The organism is Deinococcus radiodurans R1 = ATCC 13939 = DSM 20539, assembly GCF_000008565.1.
Lineage (GTDB): Bacteria > Deinococcota > Deinococci > Deinococcales > Deinococcaceae > Deinococcus > Deinococcus radiodurans.
Map to the genome: position 1 here is coordinate 2115883 of NC_001263.1, position 14042 is coordinate 2129924.

A 14042-nucleotide genomic window follows, 5' to 3' on the forward strand; every position below is an offset into this window, starting at 1 on the left:
CTCAGCGTCTGAGGGTCTAGGGGCAGCGTCGGACTCTTTGCCCCTGCGACCCCTGGACATCGCCGTTCAGGCGGTCGCCAGTTCCTTCACCCAGTCGTAGCCCTCGGTGTCGAGCTTCTTGGCGAGTTCGGGGCCGCCGCTCTGCACCACGCGACCGTTCACGATGATGTGCACCTTGTCGGGGGTGATGTAGTCCAGCAGGCGCTGGTAGTGGGTGATGATCAGGCCACCGAGGTTCTCGCCGCGCATGGAGTTCACGCCCTTGGCGACGATTTTCAGGGCGTCCACGTCGAGGCCGGAGTCGGTCTCGTCCATGATGATGTAGTTGGGTTCCAGCATCAGCATCTGCAAAATCTCGTTGCGCTTCTTCTCGCCGCCCGACATGCCCTCGTTGAGGTAACGCTCGACGATGCTCTCGTCCCATTCCAGGGTTTTGAGGGCGCTTTGCAGCTTGCCGTAGAACTCGGTAAAGCTGACCTCTTCGCCTTCGCCCTTGCGGGCCTGCATGGCGAGGCGCAGGAAGTTGGCGATAGTGACGCCGGGAATCTCGACCGGGTACTGAAACGCCAGAAACACACCCAGGCGGGCGCGCTCGTCGGGTTCCATCTCCAGGATGTTCTGGCCGTCCACCAGCACCTCACCCTGCGTCACGGTGTATTCGGGGTCGCCCACGATGACTTTGGCGAGGGTGCTCTTGCCGTTGCCGTTCGGCCCCATGATGGCGTGAAGTTCACCGCGCGGCACGACCAGGTTGATGCCCCTGAGAATTTCCTTGTCGCCGACGGTGGCGTGCAGGTTGCGGATTTCGAGTTGGTGTTCGCTCATACTTCTACCTCTCCTTAACCGGAAACCGGAGTTTTAGGAATGATTCCCGTTTTGCACCGCATCTTATCCGAAACTTGAGCGGAGCACTGTGGTTTAGGACAAGCGTCACGCCCTGAAATTGCGCTGAATGACCGGTGTATTGTCGGGTATGGCGAAAACTTATCTGGAGTTCTCCGACCCCAACGGCGCGGAGCATAAGTTTTACGAGGTGACGGTGGACGGTCCCGAGCTGACCATCCGTTACGGGCGCATCGGCACGGACGGTCAGCGCAGCACCAAGACCTTCCCCGACGCGGCGGTCGCACAGGCCGAAGCCGACAAGAAAATCAGAGAGAAGCGCAAAAAAGGCTACGAGGACGCCGTGATGGGCGCGCGTCAAAAGCGGACCGTCGTGCGCCGCGAGGTCACCGAGACGCGCAGCACCACCAGGCAGATTGCGCCGGTGTTGTGGCGCTTCAAGACCCGCAGCGCCGCCTACGGCATCTTCGTGGATCAGAACACGGCCTGGGTGGGGAACGACTCCGGCGAGGTCTTCGCACTGACGCTCTCGGGCGAGGTCGACCGCTCGTTCCGTTTGCCGGACGGCGTCAAATGTCTCGTGAGCGACCAGTTCCGCACGTTCGCAGGTTGCGACGACGGCAACGTGTACGACCTGAGCGGCAAGCTCCCCTTCATGGCCTATGAAGTCGAGAGCAAGGCAGCCCTGCTGTGGCTCGACCTGCACGGCGGCACCCTGGGCGTGTCCGACAGCGGGGGCGGGGTGTACGCTTTCGATGCCGAGAGCGACCAGCAGTGGGGCCACACGGACGACCGGGCCAGCATGGGCTGGATGGTGCGCGTGGACGCTCGGGGCGTGTACTACGGTCACTCGCGCGGCGTGGGCATGTTCGACCGGGAAAGCGGTTTCCCGAACTGGCACCGGCCGACGCGGGGCAGCGTGCTGTTCGGCTGGCAGGAGGGCAACGACCTGTACGCCGGAACCAGCGCGAACCTCATTCAGCGCTTCACGAAGGCCGGGGAGCACGTGCAGGACTATCAATGCGACGGCAGCGTGCTCTCGTGCGCCGCCAGTCCCGGCGGGGAGTTCGTGTTTGCAGGCGACAGCGGCAGCGCCGTGTACTGTTTCAACCGCGCCGGCGAGCGTCTGTGGAAACTGGGAACCGGCTGCGCCTCGGCCCTGAGCATGCAATTCGCCGCCGACAAGCTCTACATCGTGACCACGAACGGCACGCTCGCCGCCATCGATGTGAGCCCGGCAGCCATCGAAGCCGCCAGGCAGGGCACGACGCCAGAGGTCCGTGACGTGAAGCTGGCCGCAGCCATGCCGGCCCAAGCACCCGCCACCGAACTGACCGTCACCCGGAACGCCAGCGGCGGCGTGCTGCTGCGCGGCGTGCAGGAAGGCAGCAAGGTCCGTATTCGCCCCGACGACTCACGCTTTCATAAAGACTGGAACGTGCAGTTCCCCCGCAATCTGCGCGCAGCAGACGGACTCTACGTGGTGGACGACCTGGAGGACGCGGGCGGCTTCTACCGTGTGGTGGGCGATCTCCGACGCCTGGAAAACTGAAGGCCCGACCACCGCTCGGGCCGACTGGCCCCGAAATCGTGCCAAAGAAAAATCGTGCCAAAGAAAAAGCCCCAGCCGCTTGGACTGGGGTTTTCGTTGTGGTGCCGAGGATGGGATTTGAACCCACACACCTCGCGGCGCTAGTCCCTGAAACTAGTGCGTCTACCAATTCCGCCACCTCGGCAAGGGTTCCGCTGCTCGCATCTCGCGCTCAGCGCGTTTCAGGCTCAGTTAATTTACTCAGCACTCTCAGATCTGTCAAGAGGTATCTCGAAACCTTCCAACCCAGGGAATTGCGTGGCAGAGGAAGAAGGCGCAGTGGGACGGCGTTTCTCAGCAACGCCCAGTGCCAAATAAAGAACGCAACGGAGCCGGAGAAAGACGCCGGACGGCACATAGACGGCGTGCCGGCGCTCTGCTATCATCCCTATTTGTGCATCTTCCCTGAGGGGACTTTCGAATCAGAAAGAGACCCGGCGGAAAAATGCCGCTGCGACCGGAGACATCCGCGCAGAAGAACCTGCCAAGGAGAAACAGCATGGCGAACAAGAGCAAGCTTGCCAAGCAAAAGCAGCGCGAAAAGACGGTGGAGAAATACGCCGCCAAGCGCGCCGAGCTGAAGGCTGCGGGCGACTACTACGGTCTGACCCAGCTTCCGCGCGACGCCAGCCCCACCCGGCTGCACAACCGCTGCGAGTTCACGGGCCGCCCCCGTGGTTACGTCCGCTTCTTCGGCGTGAGCCGCATCGTGCTGCGCGAAATGGCGCACCGCGGCGAACTGCCCGGCGTCAAGAAAGCCAGCTGGTAATTCCAGCGCGCCTGACGCCCTGACCGTGCCCTCCGGATACGAACTGCCCGCCTAGTGACAGTGATCGTCCGGTCTGGGAGAAGACCCAACAGAAGAAGCGTGGCGCGGTCCCCGACTGTTCCACACATTTTCGAGAGGGAAGCCTGACCCGAAGTCGGTCACGCCCGAAATTGCGGGCCCCGATACCCGGGCCAATCGCGGGGCCACACCGCCCCCGCCAACATGCCCCCACCGGAGGCCATTCATGTTGAGTGATCCCATCGCAGATATGCTGACGCGCATTCGCAACGCGACGCGCACGCATAAGGAAACCGTGGACATCCCGGCTTCCAAGTTCAAAGAAGAGCTCGCCAAGCTGCTCGTGCGTGAAGGCTACGTGCAGGGCGTCGAGCGCACCCGCCCCGAAGGGCAGAAGTTCGACGTGCTGCGCGTGACGCTCAAGTACGGCGAAAAGCGCGAGCAGGTCATCAAGCACATCGAGCGCGTCAGCCGTCCCGGTCGCCGCGCCTACGTGAGCGCCGAAAACCTGCCCCGCGTTCAGCGTGGCCTGGGTGTGGCCGTCGTGTCCACCAGCCGGGGCCTGTTGCCCGACCGCGAAGCCCGTCAGCAGGGCGTCGGCGGCGAAGTCGTCTGCGTCCTCTGGTAATCCAGGCTTTTGCCTGAGTGCCCCAGCGCCGAAGACTGCACCATCTCGACCTGACCTCGGCCCCCCCCAGGCCCGACTTAAGGAACAAGGAGGACAACATGTCCCGTATCGGTAAACAGCCCATCGCCGTGCCCAGCGGCGTGACCGTGAACGCCCAGGACGGCGTGTTCAAGGTCAAGGGCCCCAAAGGTGAACTGACCGTTCCCTACAACACGGAACTGACCGTTCGCCAGGACGGCGACCAGCTGCTCGTCGAGCGTCCCAGCGACGCTCAGAAGCACCGCGCCCTGCACGGCCTGACCCGCACCCTGGTCGCCAACGCCGTCAAGGGTGTGAGCGACGGCTACACCATCAACCTCGAACTGCGCGGCGTGGGTTTCCGTGCCAAGCTCACGGGCAAGGCGCTGGAAATGAACATCGGTTACAGCCACCCCGTGATCATCGAGCCGCCCGCCGGCGTGACTTTCGCCGTGCCCGAGCCCACCCGGATCGACGTGAGCGGCATCGACAAGCAGCTCGTCGGTCAGGTTGCGGCCAATGTCCGCAAGGTGCGTAAGCCCGATGCCTACCACGGCAAGGGTGTGCGCTTCGTTGGTGAACAGATTGCCCTCAAGGCCGGTAAAGCCGGTGCCACGGGCGGGAAAGGGAAGAAATAATGGCCACCGCTACGACCATCCGTCGCAAGCTGCGGACCCGTCGCAAGGTGCGCACGACCACTGCTGCCAGTGGCCGCCTGCGCCTGAGCGTCTACCGTTCCAGCAAGCACATCTACGCCCAGATCATCGACGACAGCCGGGGCCAGACCCTCGCTGCCGCCAGCAGCGCCGCGCTCAAGTCGGGCAACAAGACCGACACCGCCGCCGCTGTGGGCAAGGCTCTCGCCGCCGCTGCTGCCGAAAAGGGCATCAAGCAGGTTGTTTTTGACCGTGGCTCGTACAAGTACCACGGACGCGTGAAGGCGCTGGCTGACGCCGCGCGGGAGGGTGGCCTTGACTTTTAACCGTCGCAACGACCGTACGGAGAGCAGCGAGTTCGAAGAGAAGATGCTCTTCGTCAACCGCACCTCCAAGACCTACCAGGGCGGGCGCCGCTTCCGGTTCGCCGCGCTGGTGATCCTGGGCGACCGCAACGGCCGCGTGGGCATGGGGATTGGCAAGGCCAAGGAAGTGCCTGTCGCCATCGAAAAGGCGAAGGCGGTGGCCCGTAAGAACATGATCACCGTGCCGGTGGAAAACGGCACCATTCCCCACGAAATCGTGGGGGAAAACAGCACCAGCCGCGTGCTGCTCAAGCCCGCCGGCCCCGGTACCGGCGTGATCGCGGGCACCGTGCCCCGCTCGATCGCCGAACTCGCGGGCATCACCAACATGCTGTCCAAGGAACTCGGCAGCCGCAACAAGGTGAACGTGGCCTACGCCGTGTTCGACGGTTTCAAGAACCTGCGCACCGCCAAGCAGGTCCGCAACCTGCGTGGCACCGAAGTGCGCCCCAGCCTGAGCAGCGACTCGCCTGCCGGCCGCTCGGCCACCACCGAAGCGGGCGAAGGCGTGGCCGACACGGGAGGTATGCAGTGAAGATCAAGCTCGTGCGCAGCGTGATCGGTCGACCGGGCAACCAGGTCAAGACCGTTCAGGCGCTGGGCCTCAGGAAGATCGGCGACAGCCGTGAAGTCAGCGACACCCCTGCCGTGCGCGGCATGGTGAAGACCGTCAAGCATCTGCTGGAGGTGCAGGAATGAAGCTCCACGACCTCAAGCCGACCCCCGGCAGCCGGAAGGACCGCAAGCGCGTGGGCCGTGGCCCCGGCGGCACCGACAAGACCGCCGGCCGTGGTCACAAGGGCCAGAAGTCGCGCAGCGGCGCTGGCAAGGGTGCCTTCTTTGAGGGTGGCCGCAGCCGCCTGATCGCCCGCCTGCCCAAGCGCGGTTTCAACAATGTGGGCACCACCTACGAAGTCGTGAAGCTCTCGCAGCTCCAAGACCTCGAAGACACCACGTTCGACCGCGACACGCTGGAAGCCTACCGCCTGGTGCGCCGCAAGAACCGCCCGGTCAAGCTGCTCGCCAGCGGTGAGATCAGCCGCGCCGTGACTGTTCATGTGGACGCTGCCAGCGCCGCCGCCATCAAGGCTGTCGAAGCCGCCGGTGGCCGGGTCGTCCTGCCCGAAGTCCAGACCCAGCAAGACGACGCTCAGAAGGCGGAGTAATGCTCCGCGCCTTCCGCGACGCTTTCCGGATTCCGGATCTTCAGCGGAAGATCGTCTTCACCCTGCTGCTGCTCGCCGTCTATCGCCTGGGGGGTGCCATTCCCACCCCAGGTGTCAACAGCGCCGCCCTGAGTCAAGCGAACTCGGGCGGCCTGTTTGGGTTGATCAGCATGATCTCGGGGGGCAATCTTTCGCAGTTCTCGATCTTTGCGCTCGGGGTACTGCCTTACATCACGGCGAGTATCGTGATTCAGCTGCTGACCACCACCATTCCCTCGCTGGAAAAACTGTCGAAGGAAGGGGAAGAAGGCCGCAAGAAGATCAACCAGTACACCCGCTACGCGGCGATTGCCCTCGGCGCGGTGCAGGCGTTGTTCTTCTCGCTCTACATCACCAGCAACCCGTCGTTCATCGCGGTGGGCTGGGACCCCGGCCTCTTCACCGTGCTGGTGATGGTGCTGACCCAGGTGGCCGGCATCGCCTTTACCATGTGGATCGGCGAGCGAATCACCGAAGTCGGCATCGGCAACGGCATCAGCCTGATCATCACGGCGGGCATCATCGCGGTGTACCCGCGTGAAATCGCTGCCACCGCGCAGTTGCTCCGCAGTGAGCAGACCACCCTGCTGAGCATCCTGGCCTTTATCGCGGTGATTCTGGTGACCATTGCCGGGATCGTCTACATCTACCAAGCCGAACGCCGCGTGCCGGTCACCTACGCCCGTGCTCGTGGCGGCGCGGCGGGGCAGGCGCGGGGTGCGGGGCAGGCCACCTGGCTGCCGATCAAGGTCAACCAGGCGGGCGTGATTCCGGTCATCTTCGCCAGCGCCATGTTGATCATTCCCAACCTGATCGCCAGCGCGACGGCGACGCGTGCGCCGGAAGTCAACGCCTGGATCAACTCCAACCTCACCTTCGGGCAGCCGCTGTACCTAGCGCTGGAATCATTGCTGATTTTCGGGTTCACCTACCTGTACAACAGCGTGCAGTTCGATCCTAAGCGCATTGCCGAGCAGCTGCGCGAGGCGGGCGGGTTTATTCCCGGTGTGCGCCCCGGTGGCCCGACAGCGGACTTCCTGGGCCGCATCAGCGGACGCCTGAGCCTGTGGGGGGCCATCTTCCTGGTGATCCTGACCATCCTGCCGCAGCTCGTGCAAAAGGCGACCGGCATCACCACCTTCCAATTCAGCGGCACCGGCCTGCTGATCATTGTCGGGGTGGCGCTGGAAACCCTCAAGCAACTCGAAGCCCAGCTCACGGTGCGCCGTTACGACGGCTTCATCAGCAAGGGCCGCCTGCGCGGACGCCTCAACAACTGAGCCTGAACACCTCAGTACGGTTCAAGCGAAACCGCTCCCTTCCCGGGGGCGGTTTTTCGTGGTCTGTGCCGGCCCTGGCACGGCGTGAGTTGCACCCCAATCTGAGCAACGGGGGGCCCGAAATGTGACCGAGCCTTTATGCTGTAGCTCACGGAGGACAAACACCCATGACACAGTCCAAGAACAAGGTCGTGATTTTTCTCGGCCCTCCCGGCGCCGGCAAAGGCACCCAGGCGGCGCGGCTGGCGCAGGAACATCAGCTCGTGCAGCTGAGCACTGGCGACATTTTGCGTGACCACGTGGCGCGTGGCACCGCCCTCGGCCAGCAGGCGGGGCCACTGATGGAAGCCGGGCAACTCGTGCCCGACGAGCTGCTGATCGCCCTGATTCGTGACCGGCTGGCCGACATGGAGCCGGTGCGCGTCATTTTCGACGGCTTTCCACGCACCCAGGCCCAGGCCGAAGCGCTCGACCTGCTGCTCGAAGAACTCGGGGCGCCGGTCAGCGCCGTCCCGCTGCTCGAAGTGCCGGATCAAGTGCTCATTGACCGCATCGTGGATCGCGGACGGCAGGCGGTGGCCGAGGGCCGCGCTCCCCGCGCCGACGACAACGAGGAAACGGCCCGCAAGCGCCAGCAGGTCTACCGCGAGCAGACCCAGCCGCTCATCGACTACTATGCCCGGCGCGGCCACCTCTACACGGTGGACGGCCTCGGCACGCCTGACGAGGTGTACGAGCGGATTCTGAGCGGAATGCACTGATACCTATTGTGGTTGAATCGCTCGAACAAAGCGATAAAACCCGAATAGAACGAGAAGCAAAGGGAGAGGGCGGAGGCAATCAGCACTCCGCCCTCTCCCCTCTTTTGACTTTCCTCTTTGACTAGCCGCCCAGATAAGCGTGCAGCACCCGCTCATCGTTGACGAGTTCGCTGCTCACGCCGCTGAAGGTCAGTTGCCCGGCTTCCAGCACGTAAGTGCGGTGGCTGGCATTCATGGCGAGCTTGGCGTTTTGCTCGACCAGCAGGATGGTCATGCCCTGCTCGTTGAGTTCGCGGATGATGGTGAAAATCTCACGCACGATCAGCGGGGCCAGTCCCAGGCTCGGTTCGTCGAGCAGCAGCAGCTTGGGCCGACTCATCAGGGCGCGGGCGATGGCAAGCATCTGCTGTTCGCCGCCCGAGAGCGTCCCGGCCAATTGGGTGCGGCGCTCGCCCAGACGCGGAAAGCGATCATACATCCGCTGCAAGTCGGCCTGAATACCAGCGCGGTCGCTCCGGACATACGCGCCGAGTTCTAGGTTGTCCTGAATGCTCTGCCGCGCCAGTACCTGCCGCCCCTCGGGGCTCTGTGCGATGCCGATTTTGACGGCCTCGTCAGGCGGAATGCGGGTGATGTCGCGCCCGCCGAAGCGAATGATGCCCGCGACGGGCCGCACCATCCGCGAGACGGCGCGCAGGGTGGTGGTCTTGCCGGCTCCATTGGCGCCGATCAAGGTGACCACCTCGCCCTCCTGCACTTCCAGGCTCAGACCGCGCACCGCCTGAATCGCGCCATAGTTGACGCCCAGGTTCTCGATTTCCAGCAGCGCCATTTACTCGCCTCCCAGATACGCTTCGATGACTTTGGGGTCGCGCTGCACGCTCGCCGGGTCACCGATGGCGATGAGTTCGCCGAAGTTCAGCACCGCCACCCGGTCGCACAGGCCCATCACCAGCGGGACGTGGTGTTCGATGAGCAGCACCGTCAGGTCGAAGCGGTCGCGCACCTCGCGGATAAAGGCGGTGAGCTGTCCCTTCTCGGCGGTGTTCATGCCCGCCGCCGGTTCGTCGAGCAGCAGGATGCGCGGCTCGGTCGCCAGGGCGCGGGCAATTTCCAGTTTGCGCTGGTCGCCGTAGCTGAAGTTGGCGGCGAGTTCGCCTGCCCGGTCGCTCAGGCCCACCAGGTCGAGCAGTTCCCAGGCGCGGCGCTCGACTTGCCGCTCCTCGGCGCGGTCGGCCCCGAAAATGCCCTGCCACAGCCCGGCGTGGGTCTGCCGGTGCGTCGCCACCTTCACGTTTTCCAGCGCCGAGAGACCCCGGAACAGGCGGATGTTCTGAAAGGTGCGGCTGATGCCCAGGCCCGCCACCCGGTGCGGCGAAAGGCCGGTCACCGTCTGCCCGCGTGAGGTCAGGGTGCCGCTGCTCGGCGGAGTCAGGCCGGTCATCAGGTTGAACAGGGTGGTCTTCCCTGCTCCGTTCGGCCCGATCAGTCCGAAAATCTCGCCCTCGCGCACGTCGAAGGACACGTCGTTCACCGCCACCAGGCCCCCGAAGCGCCGGGTCATGTTGCGCGCCTGCAAGATGGCGGGCCGCTCGGCTACGGCCACTGTCACGGGCGCACCTCGGTCACGGGGGGCAGGTCCGCCGGACGACGGGGCGGGGCCGGACGGCGCCAGCGCTCCAGCGCGCCCACGATGCCCTGCGGCAGATACAGGCTGGCGACCACCAGCACCAGACCGTTGATGACGAGGCGCCAGTCGGCCAGAAAGCGCAGCACCTCAGGCACGGCGGTCAGCAGCGCGCCGCCCACCACCGGCCCCCACATGTTGCGCGAGCCGCCGATGAGTACGAAGGCGAGCACCGCAATGGAAGCGTCGAAGGTGCCCTGCTTGGCGTTCCAGGTGTTGAGGAAGGGAGCACTTAGCGCGCCCACCAGCCCCGCGAGCACCGCGCCGATGACGAAGGCCAGCACCTTGTAGTGGGTGGGATTGATGCCCATCGCGTCGGCGGCGAGTTCGTCTTCACGGATGGCGTGAAAGGCCCGGCCCACCCGTGAGCGTGACAGTTGCCGGGCAAACAGCAGCGTGAGCAGCAGCAGCGGCCCGAACAGCCACAGGTACTGGAGCGGCTGATCGAAGCCGAACGCCTGCGGAATGGCGAAGATGCCGATGGCGCCCCCGGTGATGCTCAGGTTGAGTGCCAGAATTTGCATGATCTGCACGAAAGCGATAGTGGCGAGCGCGAGGTAGATGCCGCGCAGCCGCAGCGCCGGAATGCCAAGGATGAGCCCCAGCACGCCGCATAGCAATGCCGCCGCCAGCCAGGTCAGCGGAAACATGCCGTTGCCGAGCGTGTCGCGCAGGCCAGCAAACGCCGGATTGGTGAGCAAAATGGCCGCCACGTACCCGCCGAGCGCGTAGAAGCCGGGCGTGGCGAGGCTGAGTTGCCCGGCCTGCAAGGGAAAATAGAGGCTCAGGCCCAGCAGCCCTGCCTGCACCATCATCACGATGAGGGCGCCGTAGGTGGAAAAGAAGTCGGTCATGCGCTCACACCTTCTGAACCTGGGCCTTGCCGAGCAGCCCCTGGGGCCGCAGCAGCAGCACGATAAACAGCAGCGCGAAGGCCACCGCGTCCTTGTAGGCGCTGTAGTCGGCGGGCACGAACGCCTCGGCCAGGCCGATCACCAGACCGCCGAGCACCGCGCCGGGAATGCTGCCCAGCCCGCCGAGCACGATGACCGCCAGCCCCTTGAGCCCGAAGGCCTGCCCGAAGTACGGCCCGCCGATGCCGAACGCCAGCGACACCAGCGTGCCCGCCAGCCCACCCAAAAAGCCCGAGAGGAAAAAAGTGATCAGCACGTAGCGGTCCACGCTGATGCCGAGCAGGCTCGCCGTGCCGGGATTTTCGGCCACCGCCCGCAACGCCTTGCCGATCTTGGTGCGCCCGATGACGTAGCCCAGAATGCCCAGCATCACCATGCTGACGGCGAAAATCACCAGTTGCACGGTGCGGACCGCCACCACCTTGTCGCCCACATGAAAGGTCAGCGCGGGCGGAAACTCGCCGTAGGCATTGGCCGGGAAGCTGTAGCTCTCGGCGCCGACGAGCAGTTGAATGAGGTTGACGATCACCAGCGCCACCCCCAGGCTGCTCACCAGCGCCAGCAGCGGCTCGGCCCCGCGCGCCCGCATGGGCCGGAAGGCGAGGCGCTCGATCACCACCGCGATCAAACCCGCCAGCGCCGAGCCGAGCAGGGTGGCGAGCCCAAAGGCCCAGGGATTGCCTGCCAGCGGTGAGCCGTCGGGAAAGAGATTGATGCCCTTGAGCAGCCCGTTGTTCTCGAACTGCCCCGACACCAGGGTGTAGGTCAGGTAGGCGCCCAGCGTAAACACGGCCCCCTGCGCGAAATTGATGATGCCCAGAATCGAGAAGATCAGCGTGTAGCCCAGCGCGAAAATCGCGTAGACGCTGCCGATCGCCAGGCCGTTGACCAGATTCTGGATCAGCTGACTGGGTTCCATTGCCACCCCCAACGTCGGGGCCGCCCGGGGCGAGCGCCCACCGGGAGCGCTGCCGCCGGACGGCCGACGCACTGCACGCGAAGTTTATTTCCCAAAGACAAAGGAGCCGTTCTTGGCGTCTTTCATCTTGATGCGGGCCACGAAGAACTCCTTCTGGTTGACCTCACCGTCCTTGTCAAAGCGCAGTTCACCCAGCGGCGTGTCGTACTGGCCGGCCAGCACCTGCTTGTTCAGCTCGGTGCGCAGGGCGGCGAGGTCCCAGGTGCTGAGTTTCTTTTTCTTGTCAATCACCTTCAGCGCGTCCACGAAGACCTGAATGCCCGCATAGGCCTGCGCCGCGAACTGGGGCGGGTCTTTCTTGTAGAGCTTGCGGTACTCGCTGACGAATTTCTGGTTGACTGCGCTCTTCTGGGTGGGGCTGTAGGCCTGGGCGACCAGCACGCCGTCGCAGTCCTTCTGGCAGACCGGGAAGACGTTGGCGGTGTTGAAGCCGTTGCCGCCTACGATCAGGCCCTTGTAGCCGAACTGCCGCAGCTGCTTGACGATGTTGCCGCCGTCCGCCGCCAGCGCCGAGACGACCACCAGATCGGCGCCCGAGTTGATGACCGCCGTGACCTGGGTGGTGAAGTCGGTATCGGTGGTGAGCGACTTTTGCACGGTGACGATGTTCAGGCCCTGCGCCTTGAGGGTGGACTGGAAGGTTTCGGTCTCGCTCACCGAGAAGGCGTCGTTTTGCGCGTACATCACGGCGACTTTCTTGATCTTGGGATTGAGCTTGAGCGCCTGCTTGACGGCGGCGGGCGCAATGACGGCAATCGGCGCCGAGACGCGGGCCACGTAGGTGCCGATCTGCGGAACGCCCTTGGCGGTGTTGCTGATGCCCAGCACCGGCACCTTGGCCCGCTCGGCGATGGGGTCGGCGGCAAACGCCTGCTGCGAGAGCGTCGGCCCGACGATGCCCAGCACCCGGTTTTTGTTGATCAGGTTCTGGAAGGCGTTGATGGCGCCGTTCTCGTCGCCGCCCGCGTCCTGGTAGACCAGCTTGATCGGCGTGCCGTTCACGCCGCCCGCCGCGTTGATCAGTTGCTCGGCCAGCTTCGCCCCGGCCACCTGCTCCTGCCCGAACAGCGACACATTGCTCGTTTGCGCTACCGCCACGCCCAGCGAAATAGGCGCGGCCTTCTGAGCGGAAGCGGCAGAAGCCAGACCCAGCGCGGCCCCCAGCAGCAATTTCGTCGCGTTTTTCATATGACCCTCCTGGCCTCGAAAGATGAGGCCCACTTCAAAGCAAACTAAAAGGTGTGCTCACTATGAAAAGCAGAGCACCTGAAGTCAAGCCGCTGCGCCGACCGTTCTAAACGTTGTCTGGAATGGTCGTGTCCCGTATAATGAGACACTGACCCGTGAAACAGCACAGGCACGCGCATCTCCCCGCAAAATGTGCTGGTCAAGGTTGCCGGAACAGCCGATGGGTGGTACTTTTATGTTTGGCTTGTATCAGGCCTGGAGGTTGCGTGGCGAGACGAAAGATGCCGGAACAGCGGGAAAAGAAGAAGAAGGATGAGTCCGACAGCGTGCGGGCCGAGGGCGTGGTGGAAGAGGCGCTGCCGAACACCACGTTCCGCGTGAAGCTCGATACGGGTCACGACATCCTGGCTTATATCAGCGGCAAGATGCGGATTCACTACATCCGTATTCTGCCTGGGGACCGTGTGGTTCTGGAAATCAGCCCCTACGACACTTCGCGTGGGCGCATCGTCTACCGCCGCTGAGCGCGGACCGACAGGTTCTGAGGACACCAAACAGATTCCCGGTCCGGGCCTTGCCCGTCGGGGGTCGAGTGCAGCCGCCGCATTCCTTTTGGGAACAGGGCTGCACGAGGAGGAAGCATGAAAGTTCGTAGCAGTGTCAAGAAAATGTGCGACAACTGCAAAGTGGTCCGCCGCCATGGTCGCGTGCTGGTCATTTGCTCCAACGTCAAGCACAAGCAGAGGCAGGGTTAAGCATGGCGCGTATTGCTGGCATTGACCTTCCCCGCGAAAAGCGCGTCGAGATCGCGCTGACTTACATTTACGGCATCGGCCTGACCCGCTCCAAGGAAATCCTGGCGCGTACGGGCGTGAGCCCCGACACCCGCGTCAAGAACCTGTCGGAAGCCGAGCAGTCTACCCTGCGCGAGGCCATCGAAAAGACCTACAAGGTCGAAGGCGACCTGCGCAACGAAGTCGGTCAGAACATCAAGCGTTTGATGGACATCGGCGCTTACCGTGGTCTGCGTCACCGCCGCGGCCTGCCCGTGCGCGGTCAGCGCACCAAGACCAACGCCCGCACCCGCAAAGGTCCGAAAAAGACCGTTGCCGGGAAGAAAAAGGCCACGAGGAAGTAAGC

19 protein-coding genes and 1 tRNA gene are annotated in these 14042 nt (G+C 64.2%); 13 read left to right on the forward strand and 7 right to left on the reverse strand.

Going from position 1 to position 14042, the window contains the following annotated elements; all coding sequences use genetic code 11:
- Positions 1-66: 66 nt before the first annotated feature.
- Complete coding sequence (sufC, locus tag DR_RS10805; RefSeq protein WP_010888738.1) at positions 67-825, reverse strand: Fe-S cluster assembly ATPase SufC; 759 nt, start codon at positions 823-825, stop codon at positions 67-69.
- Between the two features lie 148 nt (positions 826-973).
- On the opposite strand from sufC, the gene DR_RS10810 reads away from it, so the two are divergent.
- The gene (locus DR_RS10810) at positions 974-2395 is read left to right on the forward strand and encodes a WGR domain-containing protein (protein ID WP_027479944.1); all 1422 of its coding nucleotides are present in this window, start codon (positions 974-976) and stop codon (positions 2393-2395) included.
- Between the two features lie 99 nt (positions 2396-2494).
- On the opposite strand, the gene DR_RS10815 is transcribed toward DR_RS10810, so the two are convergent.
- Positions 2495-2579 (reverse strand) — tRNA-Leu (locus DR_RS10815).
- A gap of 354 nt (positions 2580-2933) precedes the next feature.
- Here DR_RS10815 and rpsN point away from each other — a divergent pair.
- The 9 genes from rpsN (at position 2934) to DR_RS10860 (ending at position 8134) form a co-directional block, all read left to right on the forward strand.
- Positions 2934-3203 carry a 30S ribosomal protein S14 gene (rpsN, locus tag DR_RS10820; protein ID WP_027479943.1) on the forward strand — a complete coding sequence of 90 codons (270 nt, stop codon included), beginning with the start codon at positions 2934-2936 and terminating at the stop codon, positions 3201-3203.
- A 244-nt stretch (positions 3204-3447) separates the two neighbouring features.
- Positions 3448-3849, forward strand: coding sequence for a 30S ribosomal protein S8 (rpsH, locus tag DR_RS10825; protein ID WP_010888741.1), 402 nt, complete (start codon positions 3448-3450; stop codon positions 3847-3849).
- 98 nt (positions 3850-3947) lie between these two features.
- Entirely contained in the window at positions 3948-4505 is a 558-nt protein-coding gene (rplF, locus tag DR_RS10830; protein WP_010888742.1) for a 50S ribosomal protein L6, read from the forward strand.
- Entirely contained in the window at positions 4505-4849 is a 345-nt protein-coding gene (gene rplR, locus DR_RS10835; RefSeq protein ID WP_010888743.1) for a 50S ribosomal protein L18, read from the forward strand. The genes rplF and rplR overlap by 1 nt, the downstream gene beginning before the upstream one ends.
- Positions 4839-5423 (forward strand): 30S ribosomal protein S5, encoded by a 585-nt coding sequence (gene rpsE / locus DR_RS10840; protein WP_034350334.1) that lies wholly within the window; start codon positions 4839-4841, stop codon positions 5421-5423. The genes rplR and rpsE overlap by 11 nt, the downstream gene beginning before the upstream one ends.
- Positions 5420-5587, forward strand: a complete 168-nt coding sequence (gene rpmD / locus DR_RS10845; RefSeq protein WP_010888745.1) for a 50S ribosomal protein L30 — start codon at positions 5420-5422, stop codon at positions 5585-5587. Before rpsE ends, rpmD begins: the two co-directional genes overlap by 4 nt.
- The gene (gene rplO, locus DR_RS10850) at positions 5584-6054 is read left to right on the forward strand and encodes a 50S ribosomal protein L15 (protein ID WP_010888746.1); all 471 of its coding nucleotides are present in this window, start codon (positions 5584-5586) and stop codon (positions 6052-6054) included. The genes rpmD and rplO overlap by 4 nt, the downstream gene beginning before the upstream one ends.
- Entirely contained in the window at positions 6054-7373 is a 1320-nt protein-coding gene (secY, locus tag DR_RS10855) for a preprotein translocase subunit SecY (protein ID WP_010888747.1), read from the forward strand. The genes rplO and secY overlap by 1 nt, the downstream gene beginning before the upstream one ends.
- Positions 7374-7540: 167 nt before the next feature.
- Positions 7541-8134 (forward strand): adenylate kinase, encoded by a 594-nt coding sequence (locus DR_RS10860; protein ID WP_010888748.1) that lies wholly within the window; start codon positions 7541-7543, stop codon positions 8132-8134.
- Between the two features lie 121 nt (positions 8135-8255).
- Here DR_RS10860 and DR_RS10865 read toward each other — a convergent pair whose 3' ends face one another.
- The 5 genes from DR_RS10865 to DR_RS10885 form a co-directional block, all read right to left on the reverse strand.
- Entirely contained in the window at positions 8256-8966 is a 711-nt protein-coding gene (locus DR_RS10865) for an ABC transporter ATP-binding protein (RefSeq protein WP_010888749.1), read from the reverse strand.
- Positions 8967-9698, reverse strand: coding sequence for an ABC transporter ATP-binding protein (locus DR_RS10870; RefSeq protein ID WP_051618819.1), 732 nt, complete (start codon positions 9696-9698; stop codon positions 8967-8969).
- 44 nt (positions 9699-9742) lie between these two features.
- Positions 9743-10675, reverse strand: coding sequence for a branched-chain amino acid ABC transporter permease (locus tag DR_RS10875; RefSeq protein ID WP_010888751.1), 933 nt, complete (start codon positions 10673-10675; stop codon positions 9743-9745).
- 4 nt (positions 10676-10679) lie between these two features.
- The gene (locus tag DR_RS10880; protein WP_027479942.1) at positions 10680-11654 is read right to left on the reverse strand and encodes a branched-chain amino acid ABC transporter permease; all 975 of its coding nucleotides are present in this window, start codon (positions 11652-11654) and stop codon (positions 10680-10682) included.
- An 84-nt stretch (positions 11655-11738) separates the two neighbouring features.
- Positions 11739-12902: an ABC transporter substrate-binding protein gene (locus tag DR_RS10885; protein ID WP_010888753.1), complete on the reverse strand. Its 1164-nt coding sequence runs from the start codon at positions 12900-12902 to the stop codon at positions 11739-11741.
- A gap of 281 nt (positions 12903-13183) precedes the next feature.
- Here DR_RS10885 and infA point away from each other — a divergent pair, with 281 nt between their 5' ends.
- The 3 genes from infA to rpsM all read left to right on the forward strand — a co-directional run bounded on the left by infA (position 13184) and on the right by rpsM (position 14040).
- The gene (infA, locus tag DR_RS10890) at positions 13184-13426 is read left to right on the forward strand and encodes a translation initiation factor IF-1 (protein WP_027479941.1); all 243 of its coding nucleotides are present in this window, start codon (positions 13184-13186) and stop codon (positions 13424-13426) included.
- A gap of 117 nt (positions 13427-13543) precedes the next feature.
- Complete coding sequence (rpmJ, locus tag DR_RS10895) at positions 13544-13657, forward strand: 50S ribosomal protein L36 (protein ID WP_010888755.1); 114 nt, start codon at positions 13544-13546, stop codon at positions 13655-13657.
- 2 nt (positions 13658-13659) lie between these two features.
- Positions 13660-14040 carry a 30S ribosomal protein S13 gene (gene rpsM, locus DR_RS10900; RefSeq protein WP_010888756.1) on the forward strand — a complete coding sequence of 127 codons (381 nt, stop codon included), beginning with the start codon at positions 13660-13662 and terminating at the stop codon, positions 14038-14040.
- The last annotated feature ends 2 nt before the right edge of the window (positions 14041-14042 follow it).